The organism is Salinicola avicenniae (genome assembly GCF_023736115.1).
GTDB classification, from domain to species: domain Bacteria; phylum Pseudomonadota; class Gammaproteobacteria; order Pseudomonadales; family Halomonadaceae; genus Salinicola; species Salinicola avicenniae.
In genome coordinates this window covers 68,561-81,307 of record NZ_JAKQZC010000005.1, presented here as the reverse complement: position 1 = coordinate 81,307, position 12,747 = coordinate 68,561, and the positions used below count along the sequence as shown (strand labels likewise).

Below are 12,747 nucleotides of genomic sequence, written 5' to 3'. Positions count from 1 at the left end.
CTTAAGCGCGGCGGCCGATGCCGCGGTAGACAAACCCGCGGGAGGCAACATAGGTCGGATCGTAGATGTTCCGACCATCGAGGATAAGCGGCGTATTCATGGCCTGCAGCAACCGACGCCAGTCCGGGTTCCAGTAGCATTTCCACTCGGTAACGAGCATCAGGGCATCCGCCCCCTCGCAGGCGGCATAGAAGTCCCCCTCACACAGCGTCAACTGCGGCTGATCCGGGTAAACCTCACGAAGTGCGTGTAACGCCGCCGGATCGTGAACCCGTACGGTCACGCCCTGCGCCCACAGCGCCTCCAGCAGGGTCAGCACCGGCGCATGGTCGATGCGCGCGGTGCCTGGCTTGAATGCGGCCCCCCAGATCGCCACTGTGCGTCCGGACAGTTCACCCTGAAAATGATTCCACAGCTTGCGGAACAGAGTTTCCTTCTTGCCCTCGTTGATATCGAGCACGTGCTCGAGCAGATGAGATTCCCGCCCGGTAGAGTGCTGGACATCGGCGAGACGCATCAGGTCGCGCGAGAAGCTGGGACCACCGAACCCGCATCCCGGATAGAGATATTCAAAACCAATGCGCGTATCTGCGCCCATGCCCTGACGAACGTACTCGACGTCCACGTCGAGAGAATCCGCCAGACCGGCGAGTTCGTTCATGAAGCTGATACGGGTAGCCAACATGCCGTTGATGGCCAACTTGGTCAACTCGGCAGCCCGACGTGGCATCAATTGAAACACTTCGTGGCGGCGGTTAAAGGCGCGCAGCAGTTCACGAATCTGCTGGGTGGCCCACTCGTCTTCGCTGCCCAGCAGCCAGTGCGCCGGCCGCGTGAAGGTATCCCAGGCACGCCCTTCCTCGATCCGGTCGGGCAGCGCCACCGCCACCTGACCGCTATGACCGAGCAGCGCCTCCAGCTTCTCCGTCTGGCCGACAGGGAACGTGGAGTTGTTAACGATCACCAGCGGTGTCGTCTGCTGCCCGGGCACCTGTGCCACATAGGCTTCGGCCGCCTCGCGCTGATCCGGTGACAACGCCAGCCAGTGAATGTCGGCATCCAGGTCCGCAGGTACCGCATCGACCAGCGTCAGCTGGCCGGACGCCTCGCCCGTTTCGATCTGCGTCTTGAGCCCCGGCTCGCTGACCAGCCAGTCGGCGTCCTTCAGGCTCTGCCAGGGAAACTCAGCGTGCGGCATCCAGCTGACCTGATGCCCCACCGAGCATAACGCCGCAGCGGCGGTGGCCGCTGCCAGTTCGCTACCGTGTACGACCACCCGCATGGATTCAGTCCTCGGACGCGTATTGCTGGATCAGTTTGCGGAAGCCGTCGCCGAGCTTGGGATGTTTCTTGCCCAGAGCCAGCGTCGCTTCGAGATAGCCCAACTGGCTACCGCAGTCATAGGTCTGGCCCTGCATGCGATAGGCCGCGGCACCGCTGGACTGACGAAGCGTCTCGATAGCATCGGTCAACTGGATTTCGTTACCGGCACCGGGAGCGGTCTGGGCAAGAATGGGGAAAATCTCGCCCGGCAGCAGGTAACGACCGATCACTGCCAGCGTCGATGGCGCTTCCTCGACCTTCGGCTTCTCGACCATGCCGGTCAGCGGTGCACTTTGACCCGGTGCGGGCTCATCGCCCTCGAGCGCCACGATACCGTACTTGTAGGTCAGTTCATGCGGCACGGTCTCGACCATGATCTGCGCCTTGCCGGTCTCTTCGTAGGCGGCAATCATGCCGGCGAGATCGTTCTGCGGCCGATTGTCGTCATCGATCAGCACGTCGGGCAGCAGCACGGCGAACGGATCGTTGCCGACGACGGGACGCGCGCAGAGTATGGCATGGCCCAGCCCCAGTGCTTCAGGCTGACGCACGCTGATGATATTGACGTCGTCCGGAATAATGTTGCGCAGCTCGTCTAGGAGCTCGTCCTTGCCCTTGGCCTCGAGCTGATTCTCGAGTTCGAAGTGCTTGTCGAAATGGTTCTCGATGGCGCTCTTGGAGGAGTGGGTGACCAAAACGATTTCTTTGATGCCGGCCTTCACCGCCTCGGTGACCACGTACTGAATCACCGGCTTGTCGACGATGGTGATCATCTCCTTGGGAATCGCCTTGGAGGCTGGCAGGCAACGGGTGCCGAATCCGGCTACGGGCAGTACGGCCTTGCGAATCATTTTCTAGTCCTTCCCTTCCTGGGTATGAAATCAACGATGATCAGCATTCTGAAAATCGCGTCCTCGAAATAGCTTAACGATCTATAAAGCGAAAGCACAGTCGCAGTATGGCGACATCCGGTGACGCTTTGGCGATCCATCGTCGCGACGACGAACTTGACTGTGGTTCGCGAACGCCGCTCCGCCGGGCACAATCGAAAATGGCGCGGCGATTTTTTGACGGCATGGCATCCGGTCATTGACGTGTCCATAGTAGACTATTGCAAAGCCAAGTGGCGCGACATGGCAACCAGCACCTCGTCTATCGCCGTGCCAACCCCGCCACGCCGATCATCCCGGGAAGGATCCTCGTCAATGACACGACCGCATCACGACAATGTCGACCATGCCGAAATCGCCAAATTCGATGCCCTGGCCAGTCGCTGGTGGGACCGCGAAGGCGAATTCAAGCCGCTCCACGATATCAACCCGCTGCGACTGGGCTATATCGATGGGCATGTCTCGCTGGCCGGCAAGCGAGTGATCGACGTCGGTTGCGGCGGCGGTATCCTCAGCGAGGCGATGGCACAGCGCGGCGCCAACGTGACCGGTATCGATCTCGGCGAGGCGCCGCTCGCGGTCGCCAGACTGCATCAGATGGAAAGCGGCGTGGAGGTGGACTACCGCCACATCAGCGTAGAAGCGCTGGCCGAGGAAGCGCCGGCTTCGTTTGATGTCGTGACCTGCCTCGAGATGCTCGAGCATGTTCCCGACCCCGGCTCGGTGATTCGCGCCTGCGCCAAACTGGTCAAGCCCGGCGGCCATCTGTTCTTTTCGACCATCAACCGCAATCCGAAAGCCTATGCCTTCGCAATCCTGGGTGCCGAGTATGTCCTTGGCCTTCTGCCTCGCGGCACCCATGAGTATCGCAAGTTCATTCGCCCTTCCGAACTCTCGGCCTGGTGCCGCGAACAGGGCCTGAGACTGCAGGACCAGACTGGCCTGACCTACAATCCGGTGACTCGACGCTACCGATTGACCGCTAGCGATGTCTCGGTCAACTACATGGTCCATGCCTGCCCCGAATGGCAGGGTCCGGCGACGGAAACGGCATGAGCTCGGCGCCGACGCCCCAGGCGGTGCTGTTCGACCTCGACGGCACCCTGGTCGACACCGCGCCGGACTTGGCCGAGGCCACCAATCGCCTGCGTGACCACCACGACCTGCCTCGCCTACCGTATGAGACGATCCGGCAACAGGTCTCCAATGGTGGCAGTGCCCTGGTGACGCTGGCGTTGGGTCTCGAGCCGACGCACTCAGCGCACGCCGCTGCCAGAGACTTCCTGCTGGAACGTTATGCGGAGGCGGTGGCGATCCATAGCCAAGTGTTCCCCGGGCTCCAGCCCCTATTGGCTCGCTGGGAAGCCGCCGGCCGAGCCTGGGGAATCGTCACTAACAAGCCGAGGCGGTACGCCGTGCCACTGGTGGAAACGCTTGGCCTGAAGCCGGGGAGTCTGCTCTGCGCCGACGACCTGCCGGTGAAGAAACCGGACCCTGCCCCTCTACTGCTGGCTGCCCGGCAGCTGCAGGTCGCGCCCACGGCCTGCTGGTACGTCGGCGACCACCGCCGCGACATGCAGGCGGCGAGAGCCGCGGAGATGTATGCAGTCGCGGTGCGCTACGGCTATATCCCCACAGAAGAGACCACCGACAATTGGCCAGCAGATTGCTGGTTCGAGACGTCGACCGCCCTATCGGATCACCTGGCAGGCTGGCTTGATCGCCCGACACACGAGATAGACGGCCGAAAACCGACCTGAGGCGGTCTACACAACGCCAAGGTGCGGGAAGAGAATGGCAGAGAAGACGACGCGCGAGAGTTCAGTGTCTGGGGGGCTGCGCGTCGAATGCCTCACCGTTGGCCGTGGCACTGTCATTGCCCATCAGCCAGAGATAGGTCGGCATGATCTCCTCGGGCGTGCGCAATATGGCCGGGTCTTCGTCCGGGTAGGCGGCCTGTCGCATGGCCGTTCGCGTCGCCCCGGGATTGATCGAATTGAAGCGGATGGCACCATCACGGTGCTCGTCAGCCAGGATCTGCATCAACCCTTCGGTGGCGAACTTCGAGGTCGAGTATGCCCCCCAGCAGGCGCGCCCACGTCGGCCCACACTGGATGAGGTGAAAATGACCGAAGCACTTTCCGACCTCGCGAGCAGCGGCAGCAATGCCTGGGTCAGGCCTAATGTCGCCGTGAAGTTGACCTGCATCACCTGCGCCCAGGTCTCGAGATCGGCCTCGGCGACCGGCAGGCGCTCACCGAGGACGCTGGCGTTGTGCAGCAAGCCGTCGAGCCGCCCGAATTCGCTTTCAAGATGAGCGGCCAGCGACGCGTAATCCTGAGACGTCGCACTTTCCAGGTTGAGCGGGAAGATCGCCGGTTGAGGCCCACCCGCCGCCTCGATGGCATCGTAGACGACCTCGAGCCGCGCTACGCTGCGGCCGATCAGCACCAGGCTCGCGCCGTGACGCGCGTACGCCATGGCCGCCGCCCGGCCGATGCCGGTACTGGCCCCTGTCACCAGAATGACACGCCCCTCGAGCAGGGACGACGGCGCCTGGTAGTCGATGTGGCAAGTCATGAGGTTTCCTCCCGGCCCATCCGGCGGTAAGTGCCTACCGCCGACAGGTCGATCATCCGTCAGCTGCCCATCTGGTTAAGGAAGTCACCCGCCATCTGCGCAGCATTGCTGTCGGGGTAGTTGTCTCGGACGCGCGTCAGCAGCTCGCGGCTGGCCTGGGAATCCCCTTGGCGCGCCTTGAGCAGCCCCAGTTTATAGAGCGCATCCGGTACCTTGTTGCTTTGCGGATAGTCGTCGATCACGCTTTGAAAAGCGCTCGAGGCGTCATCCAACTGCGACTGTGCGGAGTAAAGCTCGCCCAGCCAGTAATGGGCATTGGGTACCAGGCTGGACTGCGGATAATCCGAGAGGAATCGGTTGAAGGCATCGATCGCGGCGTCGAATTCTCGCGCCTGAACCTGCTGAAAGGCTGCCTGATAGGCCTCGCGCCCTTCACCGCCGCCACTCTGACTTGCCGATGTTGCACCCGAACCGGCGCTGGCAGCCGTGTCGCTGGCACCATCGGACGTGCCTTCGGCACCTTCGCTGACCTGGCTGGCCGTTTCACTATCGACGCTACCGCTGCCCGGCGGCGAGCCGGCAGTGCCGCCCGAGAGGCGATCGTCCAGATCGAGATATTGCTGCTGGGTCTGGCGCTTGAGCTGCTCGAGCTGATAGCGAAGCTCTTCGACCTGACCTCGCAGCTGCTGAATCTGCTGACGATTGTCCTGCAGCTGATTAAGGATCGTCAGCGTGCCGCCGCCACTTTCACGCGCTTCTGTCTGACTATAGAAGCCGCCCGAGGGACCTGTCAGGTCCTCGACGACCGGTTGCTGAGCCCATACGGACAGCGGGAGCACCAAGGCTCCCGCGCCGCACAGTCTTTTCAGACCGTGTTTCATGCTTGTCTCCGCCGGTACTTAGTACGAGAACACGACGCGACGGTTCTTGGCGTAAGCTTCTTCGGTGTGGCCCTGAACGGCAGGACGCTCTTCACCGTAGCTGACGATGTCGACCTGCGACGGGGAAACACCCTGGACGGTCAGGTACTGCTCGACCGCCTGTGCACGGCGCTCGCCGAGACCCAGGTTGTATTCACGCGTACCGCGCTCGTCGGCATAGCCTTCCAGCGTCACGTTGGTGTTCGGGTTGGCCATCAGGTACTGCGCGTGGCCATTCAGCACGGATTCGAACTCCGGACGAATCTCTTCGCTGTCGAACGCGAAGTAGATGGTGTCGACGCTCGGCATCTGCTCGCCAGCGCCCATCTGGGAGCCGGAAGTGCTTTGACCGGTGGTCATGCCCTGGCCGGAAGTTCCACCGGCAGTGCCATCCATATTCCCTTCCTGGGTACCGCCGCTGCTAGAACAGCCCGCCACTACGGCTAGGGACAGCGCGACTGCTAACGTCTTGGCGTGGGTCTTGAATTGCATTGTGATCTCCTTGCTCGGATATCGAATGACACTAATGACTGTAGTCGTTTAGTTCAAAAACGGCGACCACGCGGGTTCGCGTACATCGCCTTGCGGTGAAGGCAGTCGGAAGGACGCGCGTCCATCGGAAGAGACTGCCCCCAACACCCCTTGCGACCCTTGCTGGGTAGCGAAGATTACCATGGTGCCATTCGGTGCGACACTGGGTGATTCATCCCAGCGCGACTCGGTCAGGACCGTGACACGAGCGGTCTCCAGGTCCTGCTTGGCAACGTGATAGCCACTGTCATCACGCGTCACCATGTAGATCGATTCGCCGTCCGGCGCGAAGCGACCATCGGAATTGTAATTGCCGGTAAATGTCAGGCGTTCGGCCTGGCCGCCGCCGGCCGGCATGCGATAGAGCTGGGGCGCCCCGCTGCGGTCGGAGGTAAAGATCAGCGAGCGGCCATCGGGCGACCATTCGGGCTCGGTCTCGATCGCCCGATTGTTGGTCAGACGCGTAAGCTGACGGGACGCAAGATCCATGACGTAGATCTCGGGCTGTCCGTCCTTGGAAAGCGACATCGCCAGCTTGCGGCCGTCGGGCGACCAGGCCGGTGCGCCGTTGATACCGCGGAACGAGGTCAGGCGCACGCGCTCGCCGGTCGCCGCATTCTGCACGTAGATCGCCGAATTGCCGGATTCGAACGAGACATAGGCCAGCTTCTGGCCGTCCGGCGACCATGACGGGGACAGCAACGGATCATCCGAAGAGAGGACCTGCTGTCCGTTATGGCCGTCGGCATCGGCAACATAGAGCGCATAACGGGCATTGTCGCCGCTACCGCTGGCGGAGATATAGGCGATACGCGTGGAGAACGCGCCACGGATACCGGTGATCGCCTCGAAGATCTGATCGCTGATGTAATGAGCGCTGCCACGCAAATTGCCGTCGCGAGAGACCAGCGTCTCGCCCAGCATGCGATTGCCGCCCAACACATCCATCAGTTCGTAGCGAATACGGTAATCGCTACCCTGCGGCTCGACCTTGCCGACGACCAGATAGCGTGCATCGACGCGCTTCCAGTCATCGTAGTAAACGTCTTCGCTGCTGCTCGGCAGCGAGATCAAGGCACTGCGATTCAACGGCGCGAACTGCCCGCTGTGCTCCAGATCATCGCTGACGATTCGCGCGATATCTTCCGAGAGACCGCCCTGCCCCTCGAACTCGAACGGCACGACGGCGATCGGCGTCGCCTGGTCGCTGCCACGGGTAATCTCGATGGTCAGGTCCTGCGCCTGGGCGGTGCCTGTCAGGCCGATCAGCAGGATCAGCGACACCCACCAGCCGGTGGCCAGAGCCTTCCATCCTTGAGAGGTCCATCGTTTCATCACTGTATATCCCCGGGTGTGAATCTCAGATTGAAATCGCGGAAGCGCCGTTGCAGACCAGCATCCAGCTGTTGCAATTCACGGAACGGCGCGGCGGCTTCCACCGCCTGTGTCGCCGAACGATCGAAGCTCGGGTTGCCGCTGCTGCTGGTGATGCTAGCTGCCAACAGCTCTCCGGACGGCCCCAGACGGACCCGGACCTGGGCGACCAAGCCATTCGCGGCGTTGGACGGCAGGTGCCAGCGATCTTCCACCGCCCGCTTCACCAGATTGATGAAGTTGTTCGACGCCTGGCTGGACTGCTGCGCGTTGGCGATGCGCTCCTGCTCGCTGGCAATCGAGTCGTTGAGCGCGTCGCGGCTGGCCGCCGCGGCGGCTTCTGCGGCAGCCTGCTCTTGCCGGGCTTCGGCCTGGCGCTGGCGTTCGGCCTCTTCTTCCTGGCGCTTGCGCTCCGCTTCGGCCTCGCGTTGACGTTCGGCCTCTTCTTCCTGGCGCTTGCGCTCCGCTTCAGCCTGGCGCTGACGTTCGGCCTCTTCTTCCTGGCGCTTGCGCTCCGCTTCGGCCTGGCGCTGACGTTCGGCCTCTTCTTCCTGACGCTTGCGCTCAGCCTCGGCCTGCCGCTGACGTTCCGCTTCAGCTTCCTCGCGCTCCGCCTCGGCCTGCCGCTGGCGTTCCGCTTCGGCTTCCTCGCGCTGCTCCGCCTCGGCCGCTGCTGCACGTTCTGCCGCTTCGGCTGCCACCTGCTGGCGACGCTCGGCCTCCTCGCGGGCCTGAGCCGCCTGGGCATCACGCGCCTGCTCCTGCGCTTCGGCACGTGCCTCGGCTTCGGCTGCCTCCGCCGCCTGCTGCTGAGCCTGATCTTCAGCCTGCTGCTGAGCATTCCTGGCCCGTGACGCTTCTGCATATTGGGCCTGATCGGTTGCGGTCACATCGCTGACCAAGGTTGCCTGCACGACCGAAGAGGAGGTCGGCGTCACCTCGCTATCCGGCAAGCGCAACATGGTCAGCAGCAGCGCCACGACATGCACCCCAACCGCCAGAACCACCGGCAGACCGTAGCCGACACGGCGCGTTCGCTTCGCCATGCTGACTCCTTAACCGTTGTCGCTCTGGGGCGGCTCGGAGATCAATCCGACGTTCGCCACACCCGCCATCTGCAGCGTGCTCATGAGCGTCACGATCTGACCGTAGGACGCATTTCTATCCCCGCGCACCATGACCGGCGTGTTCGGCCGGCGCTCAAGGATCGCGACGACTTGATCTCCCACCGTCTGCAGATCGACGGCCTTGTCCTGGTCGCCCAGCGAAATGAAGTAGTCGCCATGGCTGTCGACCGACACGATGATCGGCTCCTGCTCGTCGGTGTCGATCGGCTCGGACGTCACCTGAGGCAGGTCGACCTGTACCCCCTGCGTCAGCATCGGCGCGGTGATCATGAAGATCACCAGCAGCACTAGCATCACGTCGATAAAGGGGACGACGTTGATCTCGCCCATCGGTTTGCGCCGGTGGTGTCGGCTATAGGGACCACCCATGTCGAATCTCCGGCTCAGGCTGCTTGATTGCTGCCACGACCCTGCAGATTGCGGTGCAGGATCGAGTGGAATTCTTCGGCAAAATCTTCGTAATCGCCGAGCAGACGACTGGCGATGGCCGAGAGACGGTTGTAGAAAATAACGGCAGGAATGGCCGCGAACAGCCCCATGGCGGTCGCCACGAGCGCTTCGGCGATCCAGGGTGCCACAGTGGAGAGCGTGGCCTGCTGCGCCATCGACAGACTCTGGAACGAGCCCATGATGCCCCAGACGGTCCCGAACAGGCCGATGTACGGGCTGGCGGATGCCACCGTGGCCAGCAGTGTCAGGTTGGCATTGAGACGATCTTCTTCACGCGACAGCGCCACACGCTGGGAGCGCTGCACGCCATCCAGCACCGCTTCGCTGCTGCGCGTCTTCGGTACCAGTCGATTGAATTCACGGAACCCGGCGCGGAAGACATGCTCGGCGCCCTGCGCCTCGTGCTGCTCGGGAACGTCCTGATAAAGCTCGTTGAGGTCGATACCGGACCAGAAGCGCTCGTCGAAGGCCTTCTGTGCCTTGCGGGCTCGCGCCAGGGCAAAACTGCGCTGAAAGATGACGACCCAGGAAGCGATGGATGCCGCCAGCAGCAGGAGCATGACCAGCTGGACCACCAGGCTGGCGTTCATGATCAGGTGGGGGATGGACATGGAGTCGTTCACGAAAATCCTCGAATCACTGGCTGGAAATGTCTGGCGTCAGTGCCGCGCGCAGCGCGCCGGGCCAACGCATCGGTTTCAAACGTTGCGCGTCGACACAGGCTATATCGACCGTCGCTTCGCATAATGTATCCCCGCGGTGCCGAACGGCTTGCTCGAACCGCAGCGAGCAGGCTGCCAGGCGCGCCACGCCGGCGCTGACTTCCAGCGTGTCGTCGAGGCGCGCGGGGCGAGCGTAGCGGCAACTGAGCGAGTGCACGACAAGCTGTACACCCTGCTCGAGCAGCTCACGCTGACCGAACCCCAGCGCGTTCAACCACTCGCTGCGGGCCCGCTCCATGAATTTCAGATAGTTAACGTAGTACACAATACCGCCGGCGTCGGTATCCTCGATGTAGACCTTGACCGGAAAGCGGAACTCGCTCACGCCCCCTCCTCGCCGCCGGTCGGTGCCTGCTCGTGCGGGACCATGCCGAAGTGGCCATAGGCCGAGCGCGTGACGACGCGTCCGCGCGCCGTACGCATCATGAAGCCTTGCTGAATCAGATAGGGTTCGATGACGTCCTCGATGGTATCCCGCTCCTCGCCGATTGCCGCTGCCAGGCTGTCGACGCCGACCGGGCCGCCGTCGAACTTCTCGATCATCGCCAGCAGCAGCCGGCGGTCCATATGGTCGAGACCGTAGCTATCGACATTCAGCATGTCGAGCGCCTGGTCGGCTACCTGCGCCGTGACCGCGCCGTCGGCCTTGACTTCGGCGAAGTCACGCACCCGGCGCAGGAGCCGGTTGGCGATCCGGGGCGTGCCGCGCGCACGACGCGCAATCTCGCGCGCGCCGTCGGCATCGCTGGAGACACCCAGCAAGCGGGCGGAGCGGGAAACGATCTCGCTCAGCTCGTCGATCGCGTAGAACTCGAGGCGCTGCACGATGCCGAAGCGATCACGCAGCGGCGCCGTCAGCAGACCCGCCCGCGTCGTCGCCCCGACCAACGTGAACTGGGGCAGATCGAGCTTGATCGAACGTGCGGCCGGGCCATCGCCGATCATGATATCGAGCTGAAAATCCTCCATCGCCGGGTAGAGAACCTCCTCGACCGAGGAAGACATGCGATGGATCTCGTCGATGAACAGCACGTCGCCCGGCTGCAGGTTGGTGAGAATCGCCGCGAGATCGCCGGCCCGCTCCAGCACCGGCCCGGAAGTGGACTTGATGTCGACGCCCATTTCCGCCGCGATGATATTCGCCAGCGTCGTCTTGCCGAGACCGGGCGGCCCGAATACCAGCGTGTGGTCCAGGCTATCGCCACGCTGACGTGCCGCCGCGATAAAGATATCGAGCTGCTCGCGCACGCGCGGCTGGCCGATGTAGTCACCGAGGCGACGCGGACGGATGGCGTGGTCGACTTGCTGTTCGCCCTGCTGCGGCTGGCCCGCGATCAGGCGGTCGGGTTCGATCATGACGCGTTACCCGGCCAGCTGGCGTGACAGTGCCGCCTTGATCAGCGCCTCGGTGGGCTGATCCAGATCGAGCCCGGACAGCATGCGCGAGGCCTCTGTCGGCTTGTAGCCGAGCGAGACCAGTGCCGCCTCGGCATCCGCCTGCGGATCAGCCTGAGGCCGCATTGGCGCGGGGCCGTCAAGCAGCGAGCCTTGCCCCTTCTGCCAGTGCGGGAAACGATCACGCATCTCGACAATCAGGCGATCGGCTGTCTTCTTGCCGACGCCCGGCAGCTTGGTCAAGGCTTTGCTATCGTCCTCCATGACACAGTTGACGAATGCATCGCGATCCATGCCGGAGAGGATCGCCAGGGCGAGTTTGGGTCCCACACCATTGACCTTGATCAATGCCCGGAACAACTGGCGCTCTTCGTCACTGCCAAAGCCGTAAAGCAGATGCGCGTCTTCGCGCACACTGAGATGCGTGTAAAGACGTACCGTTTCACCCGTGCCGGGAAGCGAGACAAGCGTCGTCATCGACGTTTCCAGCTCGTAGCCGACGCCGTTCACATCGATGACGATCCAGGGGGGAAGCTTTTCCAACAGGGTGCCGTGCAGGCGTCCAATCATGCGTTCGTTGCCCTTGCCGTTTCGGCGTCCACTATACGCATCGCCGGTTCGACTGACTAGCTCACTCGTCGGGCTTGAAGTCGCGCCACCGCGCGCCTCGCGCCGATTTACCCCGTCGCCTGGATGCGACACTTGCCAGCCCCTGACGGGCATAACCGTGGGTCAGCGCAATGGCGAGTGCGTCGGCCGCATCCTCGGGCGGCTGGCCATCCAGCGACAGCAGCGCCGTCACCATCTGCTGGATCTGCGCCTTGTCCGCACCACCGTTGCCGGTCACCGCCTGCTTGACCTGACGCGCGGCATATTCGTGGACGGCCAGGCCGTGGTTGGCGGCACACACCACCGCTGTGCCCCTTGCCTGCCCGAGCTTCAGCGCCGAGTCGGCGTTCTTGGCCATGAAGACCCGCTCGATCGCGAACTCACTCGGGCGATACAGAGCGATCAGCTCGCTGACGCCGGCGTAGACGCGTGCCAGCTTCTGGGCCAGATCGGGCCCATCGATACGCAGGCAACCACTGGCAACGTAACGTGGCTTGCCGCTGACATCGATCACGCCATAGCCGGTGACCCGCGACCCGGGATCGATACCGAGAAGAATCATCGGTGCGCGCCCCCGGGAGCCGTCGCACGCACCGGCGTCGGCGCGGCATCGATGCATGCCACCGGCAGACCGCCTCGCCGCACCGGGTCCTGGAACAACACCTGTCGCCTGCCCACGACGGTGAGCGCTTGCCCCCCGACCAGGCATTCATCGCTAGCCACGACAGTCTCTCGCCCCACCCTGGTGATCTGAATGCGCCCCGATGGGCTAAGACTGAGCCGGCAACTGCTGAGGCTGCAATAACTGAGCATGGTCGGTCTCCTG

Annotated in this window: 15 protein-coding genes; 2 read left to right on the top strand and 13 right to left on the bottom strand. The window is 63.2% G+C overall.

All coding sequences use genetic code 11. From position 1 onward, the window contains the following. Position 1 precedes the first annotated feature (1 nt). Together MC381_RS12480 and galU are read right to left on the bottom strand one after the other, a co-directional pair. A complete protein-coding gene (locus MC381_RS12480) occupies positions 2 to 1,282 on the bottom strand; it encodes a nucleotide sugar dehydrogenase (protein WP_251978083.1) in 1,281 nt (426 codons plus the stop codon). A gap of 4 nt (positions 1,283 to 1,286) precedes the next feature. Then, a complete protein-coding gene (gene galU / locus MC381_RS12475; RefSeq protein ID WP_251978082.1) occupies positions 1,287 to 2,174 on the bottom strand; it encodes a UTP--glucose-1-phosphate uridylyltransferase GalU in 888 nt (295 codons plus the stop codon). A 354-nt stretch (positions 2,175 to 2,528) separates the two neighbouring features. Here galU and ubiG point away from each other — a divergent pair, with 354 nt between their 5' ends. Both ubiG and MC381_RS12465 read left to right on the top strand, forming a co-directional pair. Next, a complete protein-coding gene (ubiG, locus tag MC381_RS12470) occupies positions 2,529 to 3,269 on the top strand; it encodes a bifunctional 2-polyprenyl-6-hydroxyphenol methylase/3-demethylubiquinol 3-O-methyltransferase UbiG (RefSeq protein ID WP_251978081.1) in 741 nt (246 codons plus the stop codon). Further along, positions 3,266 to 3,973: an HAD-IA family hydrolase gene (locus tag MC381_RS12465; RefSeq protein ID WP_251978080.1), complete on the top strand. Its 708-nt coding sequence runs from the start codon at positions 3,266 to 3,268 to the stop codon at positions 3,971 to 3,973. Before ubiG ends, MC381_RS12465 begins: the two co-directional genes overlap by 4 nt. A gap of 61 nt (positions 3,974 to 4,034) precedes the next feature. On the opposite strand, the gene MC381_RS12460 is transcribed toward MC381_RS12465, so the two are convergent. The 11 genes from MC381_RS12460 to ruvC form a co-directional block, all read right to left on the bottom strand. Beyond that, positions 4,035 to 4,793 (bottom strand): YciK family oxidoreductase, encoded by a 759-nt coding sequence (locus MC381_RS12460; protein WP_251978079.1) that lies wholly within the window; start codon positions 4,791 to 4,793, stop codon positions 4,035 to 4,037. A 59-nt stretch (positions 4,794 to 4,852) separates the two neighbouring features. Beyond that, positions 4,853 to 5,674: a tol-pal system protein YbgF gene (gene ybgF, locus MC381_RS12455; protein WP_251978078.1), complete on the bottom strand. Its 822-nt coding sequence runs from the start codon at positions 5,672 to 5,674 to the stop codon at positions 4,853 to 4,855. An 18-nt stretch (positions 5,675 to 5,692) separates the two neighbouring features. Continuing rightward, entirely contained in the window at positions 5,693 to 6,205 is a 513-nt protein-coding gene (gene pal, locus MC381_RS12450) for a peptidoglycan-associated lipoprotein Pal (protein WP_251978077.1), read from the bottom strand. Positions 6,206 to 6,253: 48 nt separating this feature from the next. After that, positions 6,254 to 7,579, bottom strand: coding sequence for a Tol-Pal system beta propeller repeat protein TolB (tolB, locus tag MC381_RS12445; RefSeq protein WP_251978076.1), 1,326 nt, complete (start codon positions 7,577 to 7,579; stop codon positions 6,254 to 6,256). Further along, the gene (gene tolA / locus MC381_RS12440; protein WP_251978075.1) at positions 7,579 to 8,664 is read right to left on the bottom strand and encodes a cell envelope integrity protein TolA; all 1,086 of its coding nucleotides are present in this window, start codon (positions 8,662 to 8,664) and stop codon (positions 7,579 to 7,581) included. The genes tolB and tolA overlap by 1 nt, the downstream gene beginning before the upstream one ends. Positions 8,665 to 8,673: 9 nt before the next feature. Next, positions 8,674 to 9,114: a protein TolR gene (gene tolR, locus MC381_RS12435; RefSeq protein WP_251978074.1), complete on the bottom strand. Its 441-nt coding sequence runs from the start codon at positions 9,112 to 9,114 to the stop codon at positions 8,674 to 8,676. A 14-nt stretch (positions 9,115 to 9,128) separates the two neighbouring features. Beyond that, positions 9,129 to 9,806 (bottom strand): protein TolQ, encoded by a 678-nt coding sequence (gene tolQ / locus MC381_RS12430; RefSeq protein WP_251978073.1) that lies wholly within the window; start codon positions 9,804 to 9,806, stop codon positions 9,129 to 9,131. Positions 9,807 to 9,831: 25 nt separating this feature from the next. Beyond that, the gene (gene ybgC / locus MC381_RS12425; protein WP_251978072.1) at positions 9,832 to 10,242 is read right to left on the bottom strand and encodes a tol-pal system-associated acyl-CoA thioesterase; all 411 of its coding nucleotides are present in this window, start codon (positions 10,240 to 10,242) and stop codon (positions 9,832 to 9,834) included. Continuing rightward, complete coding sequence (gene ruvB, locus MC381_RS12420) at positions 10,239 to 11,273, bottom strand: Holliday junction branch migration DNA helicase RuvB (RefSeq protein WP_251978071.1); 1,035 nt, start codon at positions 11,271 to 11,273, stop codon at positions 10,239 to 10,241. The genes ybgC and ruvB overlap by 4 nt, the downstream gene beginning before the upstream one ends. Positions 11,274 to 11,279: 6 nt before the next feature. Continuing rightward, positions 11,280 to 11,882 (bottom strand): Holliday junction branch migration protein RuvA, encoded by a 603-nt coding sequence (gene ruvA, locus MC381_RS12415; RefSeq protein WP_251978070.1) that lies wholly within the window; start codon positions 11,880 to 11,882, stop codon positions 11,280 to 11,282. A 61-nt stretch (positions 11,883 to 11,943) separates the two neighbouring features. Next, entirely contained in the window at positions 11,944 to 12,483 is a 540-nt protein-coding gene (gene ruvC, locus MC381_RS12410; protein WP_251978069.1) for a crossover junction endodeoxyribonuclease RuvC, read from the bottom strand. Between the last annotated feature and the right edge of the window lie 264 nt (positions 12,484 to 12,747).

What these genes read in the sequence shown, in the direction of transcription:
- MC381_RS12480 (WP_251978083.1), bottom strand. Translation starts at nt 1,282, where the DNA reads ATGCGGGTGGTCGTACACGGTAGCGAACTGGCAGCGGCCACCGCCGCT.
- galU (WP_251978082.1), bottom strand. Translation starts at nt 2,174, where the DNA reads ATGATTCGCAAGGCCGTACTGCCCGTAGCCGGATTCGGCACCCGTTGC.
- ubiG (WP_251978081.1), top strand. Translation starts at nt 2,529, where the DNA reads ATGACACGACCGCATCACGACAATGTCGACCATGCCGAAATCGCCAAA.
- MC381_RS12465 (WP_251978080.1), top strand. Translation starts at nt 3,266, where the DNA reads ATGAGCTCGGCGCCGACGCCCCAGGCGGTGCTGTTCGACCTCGACGGC.
- MC381_RS12460 (WP_251978079.1), bottom strand. Translation starts at nt 4,793, where the DNA reads ATGACTTGCCACATCGACTACCAGGCGCCGTCGTCCCTGCTCGAGGGG.
- ybgF (WP_251978078.1), bottom strand. Translation starts at nt 5,674, where the DNA reads ATGAAACACGGTCTGAAAAGACTGTGCGGCGCGGGAGCCTTGGTGCTC.
- pal (WP_251978077.1), bottom strand. Translation starts at nt 6,205, where the DNA reads ATGCAATTCAAGACCCACGCCAAGACGTTAGCAGTCGCGCTGTCCCTA.
- tolB (WP_251978076.1), bottom strand. Translation starts at nt 7,579, where the DNA reads ATGAAACGATGGACCTCTCAAGGATGGAAGGCTCTGGCCACCGGCTGG.
- tolA (WP_251978075.1), bottom strand. Translation starts at nt 8,664, where the DNA reads ATGGCGAAGCGAACGCGCCGTGTCGGCTACGGTCTGCCGGTGGTTCTG.
- tolR (WP_251978074.1), bottom strand. Translation starts at nt 9,114, where the DNA reads ATGGGTGGTCCCTATAGCCGACACCACCGGCGCAAACCGATGGGCGAG.
- tolQ (WP_251978073.1), bottom strand. Translation starts at nt 9,806, where the DNA reads ATGTCCATCCCCCACCTGATCATGAACGCCAGCCTGGTGGTCCAGCTG.
- ruvB (WP_251978071.1), bottom strand. Translation starts at nt 11,273, where the DNA reads ATGATCGAACCCGACCGCCTGATCGCGGGCCAGCCGCAGCAGGGCGAA.
- ruvA (WP_251978070.1), bottom strand. Translation starts at nt 11,882, where the DNA reads ATGATTGGACGCCTGCACGGCACCCTGTTGGAAAAGCTTCCCCCCTGG.
- ruvC (WP_251978069.1), bottom strand. Translation starts at nt 12,483, where the DNA reads ATGATTCTTCTCGGTATCGATCCCGGGTCGCGGGTCACCGGCTATGGC.